Consider the following 14029-nt stretch of genomic DNA (forward strand, 5'->3'; position numbering starts at 1 on the left):
ACCAGATGACGTTGAAAACCACGCCATTATTTGAAGCACATGAGGCACTGGGTGCCAGCTTTACCGATTTCAATGGCTGGAATATGCCGCTGAAATATTCTTCCGAGATGACCGAGCACAAAGCGGTTCGCGAGGCCGTAGGTATCTTTGATCTCTCCCACATGGGCGAAGTGTTTATTTCCGGTACCGACGCCGTCAAAGGCCTCAACACGGCTCTGGCTGGAGACTTCTCCAAGATGAGCATTGGCCGTGCCAAATACACGGTCATGCTCACTGAAGAAGGCACCATTCTGGATGACTTGATTGTCTACCGGCTGGGCGAAGACCGCTATCTGATGGTTCCAAACGCGGGCAATGCACAAGCTGTCTCCGATGCGGTGGTGGCTCGTACCGAGGGTATGGAGGTGACAATTGTCGATGCCACCGCAGATCTTTCCCTGGTTGGTATTCAGGGCCCCAAAGCAGCTGATGTGGTAGCCGCTCTGGGGGAAGATTTCGCGGCGGCAGCCACCTCGTTGACAAACTATCGGGTTACCGAAATCCTGGTCAATGGCAATGACTGGATCCTCGCTCGCACCGGCTACACCGGGGAAGATGGTTTTGAAATCATCACCCCTAATGCCGACATCGCCCAACTCTGGGAGCGGATCTTTAGCCTGGACATTGGTGTGGAGATCACCCCGTGCGGGCTGGCCAGCCGTGACTCGCTGCGGTTGGAAGCCGGTATGCCACTCTACGGTAATGAGCTGTCGACCGAACGCACGCCGTTTGATGCCGGCATGGGTCGCATCGTGTCATTTGAGAAACCGGAACACTTCGTTGGTCGCACCGCCCTGGAACCGCTGCGGGAACAGACCCCACGGCAGGTTCTCATCGGTCTGACCAGTGATCAACGCCGTGCAGCTCGTAGCGGCTCCGAAATCCTGGTAGATGGCAAGACCGTGGGTGTTATCACCTCCGGTATTCCATCGCCCACCCTGTCCAAACCGGTAGCGCTGGGTTATATTGATGCAGCCCACGCGGACCTCGACACGCAAGTCGATGTTGATGTCCGTGGCAAAGCGCTTCCGTTTGTCATCACCAAAACGCCCTTTTACTCTCGCTAACACCAAACAGAAGGACACCTCATGACCGTTGTAAAATCTGATCTGCGCTACTCAGCCGAACACGAATGGCTCAATGACGAAGACCCGGTTCGTATTGGCATTACCGCATATGCCGCCGACCAACTCGGCGACGTCGTCTTTGCCGAACTTCCCGAAGCCGGCGACACTGTTACCGCCGGTGAAGTCTGCGGCGAACTGGAATCGACCAAATCAGTCTCAGAACTGTACTCACCGGTTACCGGAACTGTCGTTGAAGTCAACGAAGATGTCATCCAGAACCCGGAACGTATTAACGAAGAGCCATACGGGGCAGGCTGGTTGTTTACCGTCGATGTCACCGAAGAAGGCGAGCTCCTCACCCCGGAGCAATACGCTGAACAAACCGGAGCCTCTGTAGAATAATCTGCACTGAAATGGCCCGGGAGTGTTCACGGTCTGCGATGAAATGCCGCCCACGGCGACGTTCGGAATAATCGCACCGGTAGAGCCCTTATTATAGAAAGCAACGGCTTTCTTGAAAGGGTAGTATCCAGTGACCGACCACACTTCCGGGCCATCATCTGCACCTGTTACTTCCGCCCACGACCCGTTCGGGTTTGTAGGGCTGACTTATGACGACGTTTTGTTACTACCGAACATGACCGATGTCATCCCCGCCGATGCCGACGTCTCCACTCAACTGACCAAACGCGTGCGCATCAACACCCCGATCATCTCTGCGGCCATGGATACCGTGACCGAATCCCCGCTGGCCATCGCCATGGCACGCTACGGCGGACTCGGGGTCATCCACCGCAACTTGTCCATCGAAGACCAAGCCTCCGAGATCGACAAGGTCAAGCGCAACGAGTCCGGCATGGTCACCGACCCGGTCACCATCTTGCCGGATGCCAGTCTGGCCGAATGGGATGAACTCTGTGGCCGCTACCGGATCTCAGGCCTACCCGTTGTCGATGAAAACGACATTTTGCAGGGCATCATCACCAACCGCGATACTCGCTTTATTCCTCGCGCAGAATACGCAACCACCAAGGTCAATGAGATTATGACCCAGATGCCGCTGATCACGGCACCCTTCAACGTGCAACGCGATGAAGTCATGCGTCTGCTGCAGGAACACCGCATCGAAAAACTGCCCCTCGTTGACAAGAACAACAAACTTGAAGGCCTCATCACCGTCAAAGACTTTGACAAAGCCCAAGAATTCCCCCACGCCGCCAAAGACGCCGAAGGCCGCCTGCTGGTTGGTGGCGCCGTGGGCTTTTTCGGCGACGGCTACGAACGCGCCATGACCATGGTGGAAGCCGGCGTCGATGTGCTCGTCGTTGACACCGCTAACGGCCACACCCAGGGTGTGCTGGATATGGTCGCAAAACTTAAAGCCGAACCAGCAGCTGAACACGTTGACATCATCGGCGGACAAGCCGCCACCTACCAGGGTGCCAAAGCCCTCGTGGACGCCGGGGTGGATGCTGTGAAAGTTGGCGTGGGCCCCGGCTCGATCTGTACGACTCGCGTCGTCGCCGGTGTTGGCGTCCCACAGATCACCGCGATCTATGAATCCGCCAAAGCCGCGATCCCCGCCGGCGTCCCAGTGATTGCCGACGGCGGTCTACAACACTCCGGCGACATCGGCAAAGCCATTGTGGCCGGTGCCAACTCCGTTATGCTGGGCTCCCTGCTGGCCGGAACCGCCGAATCACCCGGTGACCTGGTGTTCTACCAGGGTAAACAGTTCAAAACTTACCGCGGCATGGGCTCACTGGGTGCCATGCAAACCCGAGACGGTTCGCGCTCCTATTCCAAGGACCGCTACTTCCAAGCCGATGTGCCCGATGACGAAAAACTCATCCCAGAAGGCATCGAAGGCCAGGTCCCATACCGCGGCCCACTGGGTGCGGTCTTGCACCAATTAGAAGGTGGTCTTCGCCAGACCATGTTCTACACGGGTTCCCCAGACATCGCTGCCCTGCAGCGCGATGGCCGTTTTGTTCGCATTACCGCCGCCGGGTTGAAAGAATCCCACCCGCACGACATCATGATGACCGTTGAAGCACCAAACTACCGAGCCTAGCTAAGCTGACAGTGGACCGTTCCCACACCCTGACCATCCGATCCCGGATAGAAATTGGATAACCGTGACGTACCAAGTTGAAATTGGCCGAGGCAAGCGCGGCAGACACGCCAGACCCCTGGACGCCGTGTCGATCGTGCCAACCCGGAGAACCCGAGACCCCGAAGACGTCTCGCTCGACTGGCAAATCGATGCCTTCAAATTCTCCATGCCCGTCATCGGCGCACCCATGGACTCGGTCATGTCACCGGCCACCGCCATCCAACTCGGCAAGCTCGGCGGCATGGGCGTCCTGAACCTGGAGGGCCTGTGGACCCGCTATGCAGACCCCCAGCCAGTGCTAGATGAAATCGCGACGCTTGAAGCACAGTCGTTTTCACCAGAAAATACCGCACGCCTCCAGCAGCTATACGCAGCACCCATCCAACCGGAACTCATTTCGGCACGCTTAGAAGAAATCCGTGAGGCCGGCGTCGTCGTCGCCGGAGCACTGACACCCCAACGGACCCAAGAGTTCTACAAGACGGTTGTTGACGCCGGTGTAGACATGTTCGTCATCCGTGGCACAACGGTTTCGGCACAACACGTCTCCGAAACCAAAGAACCACTGGATTTGAAAAAGTTTATCTACGAACTCGATGTTCCAGTGATCGTCGGGGGAGTGGCCGGTTACACCCCGGCACTACACCTGATGCGTACCGGTGCAGCCGGTGTGCTCGTAGGTTTTGGTGGGGGAGCATCCTCGACCACACGCCGGGCCCTGGGTATTCGCGTGCCCATGGCCACTGCCATCTCTGACATCGCCGAAGCACGCCGCGACTACATGGACGAATCCGGTGGTCGTTACGTCCACGTCATTGCCGACGGCGGACTGGGTAACTCGGGCGATATTGTCAAAGCCATCGGCATGGGTGCCGACGCCGTCATGCTGGGCACGACCCTAGCGCGCGCTGAAGAAGCACCCGGTAGGGGCTGGCACTGGGGGCTGGAAGCAGCCCACCCGGAATTCCCGCGCGGCAATCGCACGCATGTGGGTACCGTGGCCCCCATGGAACAACTGCTCATCGGCCCATCCCGTCACACCAACGGCACCGCGAACCTCATGGGCGCTCTGCGTCGTGCGATGGCATCGACCGGCTACACAGAGCTCAAAGACTTCCAGAAGGTTGAAGTCCACATCTCTGAAACCTACGCGGGATGATGCCCACTTGCTGAAAACAGCCCTCAAGCCCCGGTGGATCGGATTCTTGCTGCTGACCCTAGCGGTCGCATCCGTGTTCGTCCTGCTCACGAAATGGCAATTTGAACAATCCACTTCGAACCAACCCCGCGCCCACGAGGTCACCGAAACACCTGTGGAGTTGACGGACCACTTCCAGCCGGGAGTGCCGATGATGTCTGATCAGGCTGACCAGATGGTCACCTTCACCGGGCAGCTGGATCCGCGCAAATCAGTCCAGGTCGAATCTCGGCTTCATGACGGCGTCCAAGGACTCTGGCTGGTGTCCAGCGCCAGCGTACAAGGCGCTGCAGACAACAACCGGATTCCCGTGGTGTGGGGTTGGATTGCAGAAGAAATCCAAGCCACCGGCGACGAGCTCACCCAACTATTTGAAGACTCCACGGGTCTGTCAGCCACCGACACCATCCAATTTACCGGCCGCCTGATTCCGGGTGAGGGGCCCACGCCCAATACCAACCACTTCATTGAACCTCAGCGCACCCAGATGTTAGCCACGGCTGAATTGGTGAACTTGTGGAATGAACCGCTGTATGCCGGCTATGTGGTAGCTGAAACTTTTGCGGTCAACGGCACCGAACACGTGGTATCCGGGGCCGGAGTTGAGGGTGTAGAAACCGCACCGCAACCCGAAGAAGCCCAAGTTGCCTGGCTTAATGTGTTCTATGCAATCGAATGGTTCACCTTCGCAATATTCTCGTTGTATCTGTGGTGGCGATTCGTACGTGATGACCACATGAAAGAGCTACGCGAGGCCGAACTCGATGAGCTGTGGGAAGAACATTGGAAAGCCAAAGAACTCCAACGCCTACGTGAGCAAGCACGCCAAGAAAAAGCTGCCGCCGAACGTGCCTACCGTGCATACCACGGACACGGCACCGATGAGCAGAAAGACGAGTGAAACGTTATGACACACGAAAACAACACCCCACCGGTTGACCCAGCCACCCTGCCAGATCCCGAAGACATCACGATCGACGACATCGGCCAAGCCCCACCGCGCCCTGAAAGTCAAAAGAAACGCCGCTTCGGTGGCACCCACCGTCAAATCCGCAGCGCCATGGGTCTGTATAAATTTACCTCCTGGCTCACCGGGATCTTCTTGCTGCTGCTGGTCCTGCAAATGATCGTCAAATACGGGTTCCAGCGTGAACTCTTTGCCGGCGGAACGACCGAAGACGGTACCGAGTTCGTCTTGGGGCTGTACCACGAACAAATGGTGGTCGAGGGCATCAACATTTCATTACTCGTGCTGATCGTGCACGGCTGGTTATATGTACTGTATCTGCTGGCCTGTTTCCGGTTATGGTCAATGATGCGCTGGGGCGGCGTCCGACTGCTGGCCATGGCCGGTGGTGGCGTTGTGCCCTTCCTATCGTTCTTTGTGGAAAAGAAAGTCAACCGCCAAGCCGAAGTGGAACTCGCAACCCACCCCGAAGCAGTCCTGCGGTATTAACCGCGCAACCTGTCTCGGCGCCCCAACTGATCGTCCTCTAGAATAAAGATCGTGATGACTACACCCCAGCATGCTCAAACTCCGGCTCCAAACACCGTCATCGTTGTCGACTACGGCTCCGACGACGCCCAACTACTGGCCCGCCGAATTCGCGAAGCCAAGGTCTATTCCGAAGTCCACTCCTACACAACAGGTGCAGAAGCTATCCTGGCGGCCCAACCAGCCGCCTTGGTGATTGCCGTCCGCTCGACGGCCACCGAAGATCTGCCGGTTATTGACCAGCGGCTACTCACCGCAGGCATCCCAGTACTTGCTGTTGGTGGCGGATTCATAGCGGTGACCAAAGCGTTGGGCGCAACCGTGGCGGAGTCCCCACAACACCACGTCGGCACCGTAGAAGTCGCCAACATTGATGACAACGCCGTGTTATTCTCCGGTCAAGACACCGTCCAAGACGTCGCAACCAATCACGCACATCACGTTGTAGACGCCCCCGAGGGCTTTGTGATCACCGCATCGCATGACACCATGCCGGTGGCTGCCGCCGAAAACCCAGAGACCAAGATCTATGGCACCGCCTGGAATCTCGCCTCCCAAGATTCCAGTAACGGATTTGCCGCGATCAAGAATTTCTTATTTATCGCCGCCGATCTGTCCCCTGACTGGTCGGTCGAGCAAGTGATCGAACAACAAGTCGCGGCTATTCGCCAGCAAATCGGCAACAAACGCGCAATCATCGGCTTATCGGGTGGTGTGGATTCCGCAGTTGCTGCAGCACTGGTACAGCGTGCCGTTGGTGATCAACTGACCGCCGTCTACGTCAACCACGGGCTCATGCGCAAAAACGAATCCGCTGAGATTCAACAGGCATTTGGGGATTCCAATGGTGCGCGGCTGATCATGATCGATGCCGAAGACGAATTTCTAACCGCACTTGAAGGCGTCTCGGATCCAGAACAAAAACGCAAGATCATTGGCGACCGTTTCATCCGAACTTTTGAACAAGCAGAAGCCGACATTGTGGCAGAATCGGCTCACGACCCCGAAGCCGCCGACGTCAAATTTCTGGTCCAGGGCACCATCTACCCGGACGTCATCGAATCGGGGGATGCCGATGGCTCGAAGGTCATCAAATCCCACCACAACGTGGGTGGGCTACCCGAAGATCTTGAGTTCGAACTCGTAGAACCCCTTCGTCAACTCTTCAAAGATGAAGTCCGTGAAGTTGGCTCCAAACTGGGCCTGCCCGATGAAATCGTCTGGCGTCAACCATTCCCGGGGCCCGGTCTCGGTATCCGAATTGTAGGAGCCATCACCAAACAACGCCTGGACCTGCTGCGTGAAGCCGACGCCATAGTGCGTGAAGAACTCACTGCAAATGGCCTGGATCGACAGATTTGGCAGTCACCGGTCGTATTATTGGCTGATGTACGCTCCGTTGGTGTCAGCGACGGCGGACGAACCTACGGCCACCCGATCGTGTTACGTCCGGTGCATTCCGAAGACGCGATGACCGCGACATTTGCCCGTATCCCGTATGACCTGCTGGATCATATTTCCCAGCGCATAACTTCCGAAGTCGAAGGCATCAACCGAGTGGTATTGGACATCACCGGCAAACCGCCCGGCACGATCGAATGGGAATAACAGGCTGGCCGGCCCGAATATCTGATCGGAGCCAGAGTCTTTGACGATCGGCGCGTTATCGGCGATTCGTGTGGTGTGGCAACGCCAAACTTGCGTCCGAAGGCATTAGAGTCATTAAGGTGCAACCTGTATCAATCACAGGAAGGATGAGCGTGAGCCGCGAGAACCATGACGTCGAGCTAGACGATGTAGCGCTGTCTGCCGACCAGGTCGACGAAAACATCGATGTGGCGGCAGGCGAGTCTGACCATGAAATTGAACCGGACGATCTCAGCGACGATAGTGTATCAGCGGATGAAAGCACCTCTGATGAAGATCACGACGCCGTCGATCCGGTTGCGGTTGCCGAACAAGACTTTTCCCGCTGGCTGTCCGAGATCGCCACGGGCACCGAAACCGACACGATGCTGCGCTATGCGCCCACAAGATCGAACTCGATTGACATCACTCATTCGCAACCCAGTGGGCTAACCCAGTTCTTATCTGCTCGACGCACCCGGTTAACCACGCTGCTACGGGATCAGCCCGGCATGCAGCATAGCATCGACACCGCAGAAGCCATTGACACGAAGGTTCAAGAACTGCTGGCTGATCGTGGCATTAATGTCGGCTACCTGGCAGCTGGGCTGGCAACCTGGCGGGTAACCGAAGACGGTATCAACCAACAACTGTCCGCACCGGTACTATTAGCCCCGATACGGTTAGCGGCTCGTCCTAACCATGATGACTACGACGTCCAAATTGTTGGGGCAGCCCGACTCAACCCAGCACTGGTACGCTACTTCGCGGATCAATATGGCATCGCGTTGGACCCACAAAGCCATGAGGAAGCCGCTTACACCACGGCCAAACTCGAACCACTGCCCGCCTTGGAACTCCTGCGCGCCCACACCACCAAAATCCGTGGACTCGTGGTGGAACACAGGCTGCTGATTTCCACGTTTGCTGATCTGTCCGACACCGCATCTCGCGAAGTCGTGGACCCTGATCATGAAGTCATCAGTCAACTCTATGAAGTCGGTGCCGGGACCGAAGACGCCGTCCAGCTGGATCAAGCCCCAGAGTTGGTGCACACCCCAACACCTTTGGATGAACGCGATCCGGCAGACGAAGTACTGGTGGTCGATCTAGATCAATCGCAGCAACAAGCTGTCGATCACATTCTGGCTGGCGAGTCGCTCGTCGTTTCAGCTCCACCGGGTACCGGTCAGACCCAAACCGCGGTGGCCGCGGCCGTTGGGCTAGCAGCGCAAGGCAAACGGACCCTGGTGATTGCGGAAAAAACCTCAACACTGACCGAATTTTCGAACCGGCTTGCTGGTTTACAACTTGACCCCCTGGTCTTGGGAGTACAGGCTGATACCGGTTCTAAAGAAGTTACCGAACAACTGATTCGCTCGCTGCTGTCTGCAGAACGCGCCAAAGAGCCCGCGGTACGACGGATTCACCAAACTCTGCGTGACGTGCGCAGCCAGCTGGTCGAACATACGAATTCGCTACACGAAGTACGTGAGCGCTGGCAATGCTCGCCAGTGCAAGCCATGAACGAACTGGTCACGTTGATGAATGCAGACCCGGCTCCGGCCACCTCGGTACGGCTGAAGCGTTCGGTACTGGATGCCACCGTGGACCGGAAAGAAGTCGCAGAACAGCTGCGCTATGCTGCTGAACTTGGTGCCTTTGACCAGTCGTCTACCGAATCACCCTGGTATGGTGCACGCTTGCGCAACGTACATGAGGCGGAAGCGGCACTTGAACTGGCCCAGCAAGTTCACGACGATCTTGGAGACGTCGCCCCCAGGTTAGAAAGCGCAACCTCACACGCGCAATTGACCATGGGCAGCAGCATCGAAGAGTGGACCAAACAAGTCGAATTGCTGCGCGAAGTGCGCGACACCCTGGATAAATTCACCCCCGATATTTTCGATCGACCCGTCACCGATCTCATTGCGGCCACTGCAACCGGCGCCTGGCGAAAAGAACACAACATCGATATGTCAGCTATGACGCGCACCAGATTGCGCTGGCTGGCTCGCGAATACATCCGCCCGGGTGTTGATGTGCCCAACCTCCACGAAGCGCTCATCAAAGTCCAAGACCAACTCACCGGTTGGAACCAGTGGACTACCTCAAAACGCAATCCGGTTATCCCGACCGGGGTTGAAGCCCTGGCCGAAGACACCCACCAGCTGTATGACAACCTCAACCGATTACAAGACATGCTCGCCCCGGCGACAACCGAAGCGCACCATCTGACCCGCATCGATGCCGGAGACCTCCACGATGTGCTCTCCCAGCTGGTAGACGATGCCCAAACGTTGCATACGCTGCCGGAACGTACCATCGTCATTGACCAGCTCACCGAACAAGGATTAGACGAGCTGCTTATCGATTTCCAGCAACGTGGTGTTACCGCAGACCAGGTCACCCTGGAGTTGGAAGTTGCCTGGTGGCAATCAGCGCTGGAAGCCATGATCTCGGCTGATGAACACCTTGCAGCAACCACTGGACGGCAGCTCTCCCGCCTGGAAGAAGAATTCCGCATCGCCGATACCGCGCACCTAGAATCCGGGCCCTCGCGCGTCCGGCACAAACTTGCTGTGTCCTGGGAGAAAGCAACCCGGGACTACCCAGACGCCGCAGATTCGCTGCGTCGCCTGCTGCGCACCGGTGCTGCAACGGTGGAAACCATACTGGGCATCAACCCTAAGCTGCTCCAACCCCTGGTGCCGATCTATACGACCTCGCCGTTGGCATTAGCCGATCTTGCCCCCGGGATCACTTTCGACACAGTACTCATCTTGGACTCCGAAACCATCGGTCTGGCCACCGGAATGGGCGCAATCTCACGCGCGGATCAAGTAGTTGCCTTTGGTGACGCCGTCTCTGGACGACCCGTAGGCTTTCACGTCTCCGTGGACCCCACGGCACGCGCTGCACAACCCCGCCAAGCCGAATCCGTCCATGCCGCACTCAGCAGGGTGTTACCATCGGTGCCGCTGAAAGTCATGCATCGCGGGGTCAACCAGTATTTGGCTCGAACCCTGGGCGATCAGCTCTACAACGGGGGACTAGACCGGGCTCCGACCCCGCAAGAAATCGCCACCAGCTCGCAAAGCGGCATCACGGTGGAATATCTCACAACTCCAGGCAGCCCAGGGATGGGTGACGACGGCGTGGAATCCACCACCGCAGAAGTTACCCGCACCGTTGATGCAGTCTTTGAACACTTCAAACACAAACCCGAAGAATCCCTGGTTGTGATTGCCGCCAACCCGGCACACGCCCGCAGGATCGCCGAATCGATCCGCTACAACCTGCCGAACCACCGGTGGGCTATGAAGTTCTTTAGCACCGAAACCTCCCCCAGTGGCCAGGGCTTCGTCGTAGCCCCGATGGAACGAGCTCACGGCCTGGTAGCAGATCATGTGATCTTCACCCTGGGTTACGGACGAACCTCGACCGGCAAAGTGGTGCATCACTTTGGCCCCCTGTCTGAACTCCATGGCGTGGAATACTACGCGACCGCATTTACCCGCGCCCGCCGTCAGATCACCGTATTTACGGCAATTCACCCACAAGAAATCAATACCAGAAATCTCATGTCGGGGGCCAAACACTTCTGGGACTTGCTCATCAACCTGCCCGCCACAGTTGGCCCGCCGGTCAAGGCACCCGAATCTGAACCCCTGGACCATCTCAGTCACGACTTCGTCCAACACCTGTCTGCACGCGGTGCCGCGTATCATTTCGACACCAAAGAGTTCACCGATCTATTGCTCTACACACCGCAACACCATCGGCCGGACTACTACTGTGAAAAATACCTGCCGGTGGCAGTCAGCTATGACGGTGCGACTCGCTACCGCCACACACCAGTACGCACCAGGACTCGCACCGTGCCAGCCCAGTTAGCCAAATTGGGGTGGCACAATGATGCGCTGTGGGCAATCGACGTCTTTACGGATCCACTGGGGGTCGCCAAAGCCTTCGCCGAGAAACTCCAGCTACCGGAACAAGCCGGCTACCTCGACTATGACGATCACGACCGGCATAACTATGGCTAAAACTCCTGAAGCTCACGACGACGCGGCCGCACACCAGAAGCAGCCGCGCAACAAGCGCAGACCACGTCGTGCCACCGCTGCAGGCACCGGTCCGACCTCAGCAGACGGCACGGAACCGCGCCTAGACGACGTCCTGCCCAGGGCAAAGCAGCTCAAAAAGACTCCGCTGTCAGCACGTGACCGCTGGATGCTGGGCGAAAAACCCCCGCACTATTAAACCCAGTGGAACCCTCTGGCAGCCGTCACCACGGCCTGCACCGCTAGATCATGTGCTTCAACCGGAAAAACGTTGTCTTCTGCGTCAAATACCTCGTGATCAAAAAGCGGCGTCACCAGCCACGGCATGCGATCAGTCAGCTGGGGGAGTTGCGCTAAGAACCGATCATAATAACCTCCACCTTTGCCCAGACGATACCCGGCGGTATCTGCGACCAGGGCAGGCACCAAGACGACATCGGCATCCGCAACCTGTTCTGGTCCGAAACGCTCACCAACCGGCTCCTGAATTGGCCCAAAATCGGAGGTGACCATCTCCACATCCGGGCTCCAACGAACCCACGACATCGAACGATCACCGTGAGAAATAGGGACCCACACCTCCACCCCATCATCGTAGAGGGCATGCATGACCGGATCCGTATCGGGCTCGGTACCAAACTTGATCGTCATCGTCACCTTGCCAGAAGGACGCTGTGCAGGCTCTAAACCGCGATACCAGCCCAGCAAATGCTCGTTGAGCACCGCCGATTGACGCTGACGTTCCTGAGCGCCTAATTGGGTGCGCTGGGCAAAAAATTGCTTACGAAGTGCATCTTTTGAATCCTGAGTCATGATCTCATTCTGACACCCGTATCCAGCCAAGCAAACACACCGTCGACGACGCAGACCTCCTAGAATGGTGCATCATGAGTCGTTTTTCTGCGCTACCTATCAGCTGGCCGGTCATTCTGGAACATGAAGATCTCATCCTGGCCCCACTGCGCTACACCCATCGCAAACAGTGGTTTGAGGTTCGCAGACGCAACCACGATTGGTTACAACCCTGGGAGGCCACTGACCCCACTGGCAACCACCAGGCCATGTCCTATCCGGCAATGGTGCGCGCCCACAACCGAGATGGTGCAGCCGGCGTTTCCTATCCCTGGGCGATATTTAAGAACTCAAGATCAGATAAGAAAGACCAACTCGTCGGCCAAATGATTGCAGCACCCGTGTTGTGGGGGTCCATGCGTACCACGACGTTAGGGTACTGGGTCGATCAGACCTATGCAGGACAGAATATTGTGCCACGGTCGGTTGCCTTAGCCACTGACTACCTATTAACACGAGTGGGCCTACACCGCATTGAAATTAATATTGTGCCGGACAACGCCGCTTCCCTACGGGTGGTAGAGAAACTCGGACTCCGGTCAGAAGGAATCCGAAAAGACTATATCCACATCAATGGAACCTGGCGTGATCACGAATCATTTGCTATAACGCGAGACGAATTACCACCCGGAGGGCTCTTATCCCGGCTGACATAACCATTTCTCTGGGCCAACCTGGCAACACACGACCATGAAATCGACCACTTTCAGATCCCGCAGTATATCGTAATAGGCGTGGATACTCGCATCCGAGAGCTTGAAGAGTCGCTGGCCGCTACGCTCGGATTTCTTCCTGAAATCGATATCGCCAGCTCGATAGTGGTGCTGGTTGTAGTCGTAGCCGGCGTGACTTTGCTTGCGCGACGCCCGGATGTGGTTCTGCGCACCCGTCAACGACGTGAATCCCGCCAACGAAGGAAAGCAATGCATTCTTCCCCCACTTCTACGCACTCCGGCGGCACTGGATTCTCAATTCGCTGGGGCCGATTAAGCATTTTTGCACTCGGAGCCCTCTCACTGACCACCATGCTGATTGCCGGCATCGCCGGAATCTTTGGTGCAGGAACCTGGCTACTGGCCGGGATCTGTCTGCTCATTACCGCAGGATGCTACGGTATCCTGCGCGGTCTGGTCATCTTGGACTCCAAAAAGCGCGCCCGAGAACGCGAACAACTCACCATTTCTGAAGGCCTTGAGACCTCCATTGCTACCTACACCACCCACCAACAGCGACGAGCCTCGCTGGCGCACCGCAATGATGAAGTCTTTGACTTTGCTGATGAACCAGAACGTCAGCAACAGGCTATCGAAGAAGATACCGAAGAACCCGTAGCGGATGCCCCGGCGCCGATCCCCGCCCGGATCCCGCTGCCACGCCCCATGTACTTGGATGCTCCTGAGGTGACTCGTGAAGCACCGCAGCCACTGGAAACACCGCAGAAGCCCACTCCATCGCGCGATGTGCAGCTTTCGGAAGGCGTCTCAAGCGAATACCAAGAAAAGATCGCCGAAAAAGCCAATACCCGTTTAGATCTTGATAAAGTTCTCAACCGTCGTCGGGCGATCTAAG

At 57.1% G+C, this 14029-nt stretch carries 12 protein-coding genes; 11 read left to right on the top strand and 1 reads right to left on the bottom strand.

Features of this window, described 5'->3' with window-relative positions; translation table 11 throughout:
- Positions 1 to 5 precede the first annotated feature (5 nt).
- The 9 genes from gcvT (at position 6) to K8V32_RS09120 (ending at position 11807) form a co-directional block, all read left to right on the top strand.
- On the top strand, positions 6 to 1106 hold the full coding sequence (gene gcvT, locus K8V32_RS09080; protein ID WP_303906122.1) for a glycine cleavage system aminomethyltransferase GcvT: 1101 nt from the start codon (positions 6 to 8) through the stop codon (positions 1104 to 1106).
- A gap of 21 nt (positions 1107 to 1127) precedes the next feature.
- The gene (gene gcvH, locus K8V32_RS09085; protein ID WP_303906125.1) at positions 1128 to 1508 is read left to right on the top strand and encodes a glycine cleavage system protein GcvH; all 381 of its coding nucleotides are present in this window, start codon (positions 1128 to 1130) and stop codon (positions 1506 to 1508) included.
- A 130-nt stretch (positions 1509 to 1638) separates the two neighbouring features.
- On the top strand, positions 1639 to 3180 hold the full coding sequence (guaB, locus tag K8V32_RS09090) for an IMP dehydrogenase (protein WP_303906128.1): 1542 nt from the start codon (positions 1639 to 1641) through the stop codon (positions 3178 to 3180).
- Between the two features lie 64 nt (positions 3181 to 3244).
- The gene (locus tag K8V32_RS09095; protein ID WP_303906132.1) at positions 3245 to 4381 is read left to right on the top strand and encodes a GuaB3 family IMP dehydrogenase-related protein; all 1137 of its coding nucleotides are present in this window, start codon (positions 3245 to 3247) and stop codon (positions 4379 to 4381) included.
- 7 nt (positions 4382 to 4388) lie between these two features.
- Positions 4389 to 5321 carry an SURF1 family protein gene (locus tag K8V32_RS09100; protein WP_303906135.1) on the top strand — a complete coding sequence of 311 codons (933 nt, stop codon included), beginning with the start codon at positions 4389 to 4391 and terminating at the stop codon, positions 5319 to 5321.
- Positions 5322 to 5327: 6 nt separating this feature from the next.
- Positions 5328 to 5876, top strand: coding sequence for a DUF3817 domain-containing protein (locus tag K8V32_RS09105; RefSeq protein WP_303906138.1), 549 nt, complete (start codon positions 5328 to 5330; stop codon positions 5874 to 5876).
- 54 nt (positions 5877 to 5930) lie between these two features.
- Positions 5931 to 7523, top strand: coding sequence for a glutamine-hydrolyzing GMP synthase (guaA, locus tag K8V32_RS09110; RefSeq protein WP_303906223.1), 1593 nt, complete (start codon positions 5931 to 5933; stop codon positions 7521 to 7523).
- 152 nt (positions 7524 to 7675) lie between these two features.
- Entirely contained in the window at positions 7676 to 11590 is a 3915-nt protein-coding gene (locus tag K8V32_RS09115; protein WP_303906141.1) for a DUF4011 domain-containing protein, read from the top strand.
- A complete protein-coding gene (locus K8V32_RS09120; protein ID WP_303906144.1) occupies positions 11583 to 11807 on the top strand; it encodes a hypothetical protein in 225 nt (74 codons plus the stop codon). The genes K8V32_RS09115 and K8V32_RS09120 overlap by 8 nt, the downstream gene beginning before the upstream one ends.
- Here K8V32_RS09120 and K8V32_RS09125 read toward each other — a convergent pair.
- Positions 11804 to 12421: a 5-formyltetrahydrofolate cyclo-ligase gene (locus K8V32_RS09125; protein ID WP_303906147.1), complete on the bottom strand. Its 618-nt coding sequence runs from the start codon at positions 12419 to 12421 to the stop codon at positions 11804 to 11806. The genes K8V32_RS09120 and K8V32_RS09125 overlap by 4 nt on opposite strands.
- A 74-nt stretch (positions 12422 to 12495) precedes the next feature.
- Between K8V32_RS09125 and K8V32_RS09130 the strand changes: the two genes are divergently transcribed.
- Together K8V32_RS09130 and K8V32_RS09135 are read left to right on the top strand one after the other, a co-directional pair.
- The gene (locus K8V32_RS09130; RefSeq protein ID WP_303906150.1) at positions 12496 to 13116 is read left to right on the top strand and encodes a GNAT family N-acetyltransferase; all 621 of its coding nucleotides are present in this window, start codon (positions 12496 to 12498) and stop codon (positions 13114 to 13116) included.
- Positions 13117 to 13194: 78 nt separating this feature from the next.
- Positions 13195 to 14028 (top strand): hypothetical protein, encoded by an 834-nt coding sequence (locus K8V32_RS09135; protein WP_303906153.1) that lies wholly within the window; start codon positions 13195 to 13197, stop codon positions 14026 to 14028.
- Position 14029 lies beyond the last annotated feature (1 nt).

Source organism: Enteractinococcus helveticum, from assembly GCF_020742345.1.
Taxonomy (GTDB): Bacteria; Actinomycetota; Actinomycetes; order Actinomycetales; family Micrococcaceae; genus Yaniella; species Yaniella helvetica_A.

Excerpts from the sequence above, each read along its gene's own strand:
- gcvT (WP_303906122.1), top strand. The coding sequence starts at position 6 with ATGACGTTGAAAACCACGCCATTATTTGAAGCACATGAGGCACTGGGT.
- gcvH (WP_303906125.1), top strand. The coding sequence starts at position 1,128 with ATGACCGTTGTAAAATCTGATCTGCGCTACTCAGCCGAACACGAATGG.
- K8V32_RS09105 (WP_303906138.1), top strand. The coding sequence starts at position 5,328 with ATGACACACGAAAACAACACCCCACCGGTTGACCCAGCCACCCTGCCA.
- guaA (WP_303906223.1), top strand. The coding sequence starts at position 5,931 with ATGACTACACCCCAGCATGCTCAAACTCCGGCTCCAAACACCGTCATC.
- K8V32_RS09120 (WP_303906144.1), top strand. The coding sequence starts at position 11,583 with ATGGCTAAAACTCCTGAAGCTCACGACGACGCGGCCGCACACCAGAAG.
- K8V32_RS09125 (WP_303906147.1), bottom strand. The coding sequence starts at position 12,421 with ATGACTCAGGATTCAAAAGATGCACTTCGTAAGCAATTTTTTGCCCAG.
- K8V32_RS09130 (WP_303906150.1), top strand. The coding sequence starts at position 12,496 with ATGAGTCGTTTTTCTGCGCTACCTATCAGCTGGCCGGTCATTCTGGAA.